Source organism: uncultured Stenotrophomonas sp. (assembly GCF_963519925.1).
Classification (GTDB): domain Bacteria; phylum Pseudomonadota; class Gammaproteobacteria; order Xanthomonadales; family Xanthomonadaceae; genus Stenotrophomonas; species Stenotrophomonas maltophilia_AE.
On the sequence record NZ_CAUQPH010000046.1, the window covers coordinates 21,115 to 27,287 of the forward strand.

General features: G+C 68.8%; 4 protein-coding genes and 1 pseudogene. 4 read left to right on the plus strand and 1 reads right to left on the minus strand.

The features are described from left to right. Positions 1–24 precede the first annotated feature (24 nt). Together RWO33_RS10435 and RWO33_RS10440 are read left to right on the plus strand one after the other, a co-directional pair. Positions 25–1,521 carry an aminotransferase class III-fold pyridoxal phosphate-dependent enzyme gene (locus tag RWO33_RS10435; RefSeq protein ID WP_314104765.1) on the plus strand — a complete coding sequence of 499 codons (1,497 nt, stop codon included), beginning with the start codon at positions 25–27 and terminating at the stop codon, positions 1,519–1,521. A gap of 82 nt (positions 1,522–1,603) precedes the next feature. Further along, positions 1,604–2,197 (plus strand): TIGR00730 family Rossman fold protein, encoded by a 594-nt coding sequence (locus tag RWO33_RS10440; protein WP_145477895.1) that lies wholly within the window; start codon positions 1,604–1,606, stop codon positions 2,195–2,197. A gap of 38 nt (positions 2,198–2,235) precedes the next feature. On the opposite strand, the gene RWO33_RS10445 is transcribed toward RWO33_RS10440, so the two are convergent. Further along, a complete protein-coding gene (locus tag RWO33_RS10445; RefSeq protein WP_314104766.1) occupies positions 2,236–5,124 on the minus strand; it encodes an EAL domain-containing protein in 2,889 nt (962 codons plus the stop codon). Positions 5,125–5,329: 205 nt separating this feature from the next. On the opposite strand from RWO33_RS10445, the gene RWO33_RS10450 reads away from it, so the two are divergent. Together RWO33_RS10450 and RWO33_RS10455 are read left to right on the plus strand one after the other, a co-directional pair. Next, a complete protein-coding gene (locus RWO33_RS10450) occupies positions 5,330–5,884 on the plus strand; it encodes an RNA polymerase sigma factor (RefSeq protein WP_314104767.1) in 555 nt (184 codons plus the stop codon). Continuing rightward, positions 5,881–6,173 (plus strand): annotated as a pseudogene (locus RWO33_RS10455) (hypothetical protein); the annotation flags it as partial. The gene RWO33_RS10450 and the pseudogene RWO33_RS10455, both read left to right, overlap by 4 nt.

Consider the following 6,173-nt stretch of genomic DNA (forward strand, 5'->3'; position numbering starts at 1 on the left):
GCCACTCGTTTCAGGAGATCTGCAATGCGCTTCATCGAACGCCTCGCCCCCCTTCGCGCCCAGCCCGGCACCCGCCTCACCGCCGGCCTGGATGACGCCACCCTGGAACGCCTGGCCGCAGGCCACCCGCAGCTGCTGGCCGCCGTGGAGGCGGGCGCCGCCGAATTCGAGCGCGTCCGCGCCGATCTCGCCCACGTACTGGCGCTGGACGAGCGCGCGCAGGTCGACGCGATGCAGGACGGCTTCGTCAATTTCTATGCCGATGACGCGGTCACCCCGTATGTCGCCCTCGCGGCCCGCGGCCCGTGGGTGGTGACGCTCAAAGGCGCGGTGCTGTACGACGCCGGCGGCTACGGCATGCTCGGTTTCGGCCACACCCCGGAGGCGGTGCTGGAGGCGATGGCCGCCCCGCAGGTGATGGCCAACGTGATGACGCCGAACCTGTCCCAGCACCGTTTCATCCAGGCCCTGCGCCGCGAGATCGGCCACCGCCGTGGCGGCTGCCCCTATGCCCGGTTCATGTGCCTGAATTCCGGCTCCGAAGCAGTCGGTTTGGCCGCGCGCATCGCCGACGTCAACGCCAAGCTGCAGACCGACCCCGGCGCCCGCCATGCCGGTGCGAAGATCAAGCGGGTGGTGGTCAAGGGCAGCTTCCACGGCCGTACCGACCGCCCGGGCCTGTACTCCGATTCCAGCCGCAAGGCTTACATGCAGCACCTGGCCAGCTACCGCGGCGAGGACACCGTGATCGCCATCGCCCCCTACGACGAGGATGCGTTGAAGCGGGTGTTCGCCGACGCCCAGCAGAACCACTGGTTCATCGAAGCGGTGTTCCTGGAGCCGGTGATGGGCGAAGGCGACCCCGGTCGCGCCGTACCGCCGTCGTTCTACGCACTGGCGCGCGAGCTGACCCGCCAGCACGGCAGCCTGCTGCTGCTGGATTCGATCCAGGCCGGCCTGCGCGCTCACGGCGTGCTGTCGATCGTGGATTACCCCGGCTTCGAAGGGCTGGACGCGCCGGACATGGAGACCTATTCCAAGGCCTTGAATGCCGCGCAGTACCCGCTGTCGGTGCTGGCGGTGACCGAACATGCCGCGCAGCTGTACCGCAAGGGCATCTACGGCAACACTATGACCAGCAACCCGCGCGCGCTCGATGTCGCCTGCGCGACGCTGTCGCTGCTCACCCCGGAAGTGCGCGCGAACATCCGCGCGCGGGGCGAGGAAGCCGTGCGCAAGCTGGAACAGCTCAAGGCCGAGCTGGGCGGGCTGATCACCAAGGTGCAGGGCACCGGGCTGCTGTTCTCGTGCGAGCTGGCCCCGCAGTTCAAGTGCTACGGCACGGGCTCCACCGAGGAATGGCTGCGCCACCACGGCATCAACGTGATCCATGGCGGCGAGAACTCGCTGCGCTTCACCCCGCACTTCGGCATCGACAGCGAAGAGCTGGACCTGCTGGTCGGCCTGGTGGGCCGCGCGCTGAAGGAAGGCCCGCAACGCGAGCAGACCCAGGCGGCCTGACGGAACCGGGCCGTCCAACCTCCGCGCGCAACGCGCGCGGGGGGCCATGCGATAATGGGTGGTTTCCAGCAGGGACCCCCACATGAAATCCATCTGCGTCTACTGCGGCTCCAACGCCGGCAGCAAGCCCATCTACACCGAACGTGCCATCGCGCTGGGCGACCGCATTGCCCGCGACGGCCTGCGCCTGGTCTATGGCGGCGGCAACGTCGGCCTGATGGGCACCGTGGCCAATGCCGTGCTGGCCGGCGGTGGCGAAGTCACCGGGGTCATCCCGCAGCAGCTGGCGGACTGGGAAGTGGCCCATCGCGGCTTGACCGAACTGGAGATCGTCGGCTCGATGCACGAGCGCAAGTCGCGCATGTTCGACCTCTCCGATGCGTTCGTCGCCCTGCCCGGCGGCTTCGGCACCATGGAAGAGATCTTCGAGATGCTCACCTGGCGCCAGCTCGGGATCGGGAACAAGCCTTGCGCGTTCCTGGACGTGGACGGTTTCTACGCGCCCCTGATCGGGATGATCGACCGCATGGTCGAAGAGCGTTTCCTGCATCCGGAACAGCGCGCGGACCTGTGGTACGGCTCGGACATCGACGCGATGCTGGACTGGATGCGCGCCTATGAGCCGGCGCAGGCGTCCAAGTGGATCGATGAGAAGCGCCGCACGGCGTTGCGCTGAAACGCAGCCGGGCAGAGCCCGGCTCTACGGGGGGCCACTCACCCGGTAATGAATGTGTCCATCGGCGCCGGGCGGCCGAGCAGGTAGCCCTGGCCGTAATCGCAGCCCAGCTGCAGCAGCGTTTCGCGCTGGGCCATGTTCTCGATGCCCTCGCCCACCGTTTCGATGCCCAGCGTGCGCGCCAGCGACAGCACGCCCTGCACGAGCGCGTACGTGCTCTGCAGGTCCTGGCCATGCAGGCCGGCGATGAAACTCTGGTCGATCTTGAGCGTGGAGATCGGGAAGCGGTGCAGGTAGGACAGCGCCGAAAAGCCGGTGCCGAAATCATCCAGCTGCACCAGCACGCCGCGTTCGCGCAGCGCCTGCAGGATCCGCAGCGTGCGCGGACCGTCGTCGAGCAGCGCCACTTCGGTGATCTCCAGCCGCAGCCGGCGCGGGTCGGCACCGGCCGCTTCGATCAGGCCGAACAACCGCGGACTGAAATCGGCCGAACGGAAATGCCGCGGCGAGACGTTGACCGAAAGATAGCCCTCGCCGCCGCGCGCCAGCTGCCCGATCACCTCTTCATACAGCAGCCAGTCGACCTGCTCGATCAGGCCGCTCTCCTCGCCCAGGTCCAGGAACGCGCTGGGCAGCAACAGCCCGCGCCGCTCGTGACGCCAGCGCAGCAGCGCTTCGTACCCCACCACCTGGCCGTCGGCGAGGCGCACGATCGGCTGGTAGTACGGCAGGAAGTCGCGGTTGTTGATCGCGCGGCGCAGGTCCGCTTCCAGGTCCAGGCTGCGCAGCGCCTCTTCGCGCATCGCTTCGTCGAACACCGCCCAGCGATCCTTGCCCTGCGCCTTGGCGCGGTACATGGCGGCGTCTGCATCGCGCACCATCTCCTCGCCATTGCGGTAGCGCGGGCTCCACATCGCGATGCCCAGGCTGCCCGACGGGAACAGCTCGCGGCCCTGCACCCACATCGATTCTTCCAGCGCCACCAGCATGCGCTGCGAGAACTCGCGCGCGGTCTCCAGCCCGTGCTCGCATTCGAGCAGCAGCGCGAACTCGTCACCGCCCAGGCGGGCCACCACGTCGTCGACCCCCACCATCGACACGATGCGCTTGGCCACTTCGACCAGCATCTGGTCGCCCGCGGCGTGGCCGATGCTGTCATTGACCAGCTTGAACCGGTCCAGGTCCAGGAACAGCACCGCGAAACGCAGCCCGTCGCGCGAGCGTGCGCGGGCGATCGCGTCTTCCAGCCGGTCGAGCAGGTGCGCGCGGTTGGGCAGTCCGGTCAGCGCGTCGTGCAGGGCCTGGTGGGTCAGGCGCTGCTCGGCGCGCAGGCGTTCGCCGATCTGGCCGAGCAGCTTGTCGTTGACTTCGGCCAGCTCGCGGGTGCGCTCGTCGACGCGTTTCTCCAGCTCTGCATGCGCGTTGCGCAGCCGCTCCTGGTCGCGTTGCCTGGCCAGGCCGTTGCCGATGTTCTGTGCGACGAAGGTCAGCAGGCGCTGGTCATGCGCGGTGAAACTGATCTCCGGCGAATAGCTCTGCACCACGATCACGCCGACCACGTCGTCATCGCTCAGCAGCGGCACGCCCAGCCAGCAGTGCGAGCGCGCGCCGAATTCGTTCACGCTGCCGGACGCACGCAGCGCATCGATGTGCTCGCGCGAGGCCAGCAGCGGCTGGCGGTTGCGCACGATGTACTCGGTCAGGCCCATGCTGAAGCGTCGAGGCGCGCGGGACGGGTTGTATTCGTCCACCGAGTAGACGAACTCCAGCCCGGTGCCGGATTCGTCGACCAGCGCGATGTAGAAATTGCGCGCATCCAGCAGCGTGCCGACCACGCCGTGGACCTGCACGTAGAACTGGGCGAGGCTTCCGGCGCTCATCGCCATTTCGGCGATGTTGAACAATGCCAGCTGCAGCTTTTCGGCGCGGCGGCGTTCGATCACCTCGTCCTGCAGGCTGTGGTTGGCGCGCTGCAGCTCCAGCGTCCGCCGCTCCACCTGCCGCTCCAGCTGCACCTGCGCCTGGCGCCGGTCCATCGCGGTGAGGATGTGTTGGGCCACGTAGCCCAGCAAGGTGCGGTCGGCTTCGTTGTAGCGCACCCGCCGTTCGTAGCTCTGCACCACGATCGCGCCGCAGACCCGGCCGTCGCGCAGCATCGGCACGCCCAGCCAGTCCAGGCTCTCGGGGCCGCGGCTGGGGTCGTATTCGTCGTTCATCGCCGCCAGCAGCTCGCTGGACGGTCCGCTCAGCGGCTGGCCATGGCGCAGCAGCGCGAAGGTCAGGCTGCGTGGCATTTCGTGTTCTTCGTAGCTGCGGTCGGGGTCGGCCACGAAGTCATCGCACTGGTCGGCGAAGTACAGGAAGCGGATCCGCCGGCGCACGTCGTCGTACTCGACGATGTAGCAGTTCTGCGCGTACATCAGCGAATTGAGCACGCGGTGGAAATGCCGCAGCATTTCGGTCATTTCAAGGTCGGCGCCGGCCAGGTCGGCGATTTCGTACAACGCCTGCTGCAGGCGCTTGGAGTTTTCCAGCGAACGGATCTGCTCGCGTTGCCGGGCCAGCGCCAGCGCATCCTGCAGGCCGCCGCGGGCCACGCCCCACCAGGCGTCGGGCGGGCTTGCGCCGCCCTCCAGCAGCACATGGATGACCAGCTCCCCGCCCTGGTGCTGCCAGCGGTACATCGCGCCGCCCTCGGGATCCGACGGCGGCGAGCGCAGCAGCGCCTCCAGCAGGTCCCGTTCCGGGCCGGCGCCGGGCGGATGGCGCACGCAGCCGTCGCCCAGCGCGGCGTCGATCCAGCCCAGGGTGAGCCGGGCGCCGGCGGGCAGCAACGCGCACAGCGTCCGCGCGAGCGTCGCCGATACCGCTGCGCCACGATCCTTCTGGCTTGAGGTCGTCACTGCCTGGCTGGACAACATGTTCATCTCTTCTGGCGCCGGATGCCCGTCGCCTCCCCTGTGCGCCGAGCATACCGCGCAACCCGGGGGGGAGTGATAGGCCTCGACCCCGTTGCTGGCCTTCGGACGTTCATCGCTGCATGTCCCGCGCCTGGCCGCTACCGTGATGATCGCTGCTGCTCCCGCCCTGCCCGGCTATGCGCAGGCGCATCCAGCGCTTACTCTGTCCGCCGTGGATGCCGCCGCCCTGCCAACCGACGAGTCGCTGATGCTGGCCTGGGCCGCCGGCGACCTGCGCGCCTTCGAGAGCCTGTATGGGCGGCACCGCAACCGGCTGTACAGCTTCCTGCTGCGCCAGCTGCGCGACGCGGCGCTGGCCGACGAGATGTTCCAGGACGTCTGGCAGCGGGTGATCGCCGCCCGCGCCGGCTGGCAGCCCGAAGCGGCCTTCACCACCTGGCTGTTCCGGATCGCCCACAATCGACTCAACGACCACTGGCGGTCGCTGCGCCATCGGCCGGCGACGCCGGGCGATGCCGACGAGCGCGTGGCCCGCATGAGCGATCCGCGCACGCCCGAGACCCAGCTGTCCGAGTTCGAACAACGCCGTCGCCTGCAGTTGGCGATGGAGCAGCTGCCCGACGACCAGCGCACCGTGCTGCAGCTGCGACTGGAGCAGGAACTGAGCCTGGAAGAGATCGCGCAGATCACCGGGGTGGGTCGCGAAACCGTGAAATCGCGGCTGCGCTATGCGATGGATAAACTGCGCGCGGAGTTGAGCCCATGAACCGCCACGACCCGCTGAGCCCGGAAGAACGCGAGCTGGCGCGCCTGCTCGGCCGGCCTGCACCCAGCGCACCGCCGCCGGCGGTGGACGAGGCGGTACTGGCCGCCGCGCGTGCAGCCGTGCAGACGGTGGCCGCGGCGCCGGACGCCCCGGCAGCCGCTGTGGCAGCCGCTGCAACCGCCCCTAGGGATACCCGCCACGTGCCACGCCGGCGATCGCGCCTTCCTGCGGCCTTTGGCTTGGCCGCCTCGCTGGTGTTTGCCGTGGGCATCGCCTGGCAGCTCAAGCC